The sequence below is a fragment of the Streptomyces sp. P9(2023) genome (assembly GCF_032436795.1).
Lineage (GTDB): Bacteria > Actinomycetota > Actinomycetes > Streptomycetales > Streptomycetaceae > Streptomyces.
Map to the genome: position 1 here is coordinate 1 of NZ_JAUPWM010000468.1, position 272 is coordinate 272.

Annotated in this window: 1 protein-coding gene; it reads left to right on the forward strand. The window is 64.3% G+C overall.

Going from position 1 to position 272, the window contains the following annotated elements; all coding sequences use genetic code 11:
• Nucleotides 1-23 precede the first annotated feature (23 nt).
• On the forward strand, nucleotides 24-272 hold a 249-nt coding region (locus Q5762_RS38405), incomplete at its 3' end, for a biotin carboxylase N-terminal domain-containing protein (protein ID WP_315896949.1).

Genomic DNA, 272 nt, shown 5'->3' on the forward strand with positions numbered 1-272 from the left:
GTCCGGCTTAATTTTCTACCAAAATGATTCAAAAGATCCTCATCGCCAACCGCGGTGAAATCGCGCTGCGCGTCATCCGGGCCTGCCGCGAGCTGGGCATCAAGACCCTCGCCGTCTATTCCGAGGCCGACGTCCAATCCCTCCACGTGCAGCTCGCCGACGAAGCCATCTGCATCGGCGGCCCCCGCAGCGCCGACAGCTATCTCCGCGCCGACCGCATCATCAGCGCCGCCGAAATCGCCGACGTCGACGCCATCCACCCCGGCTACGGC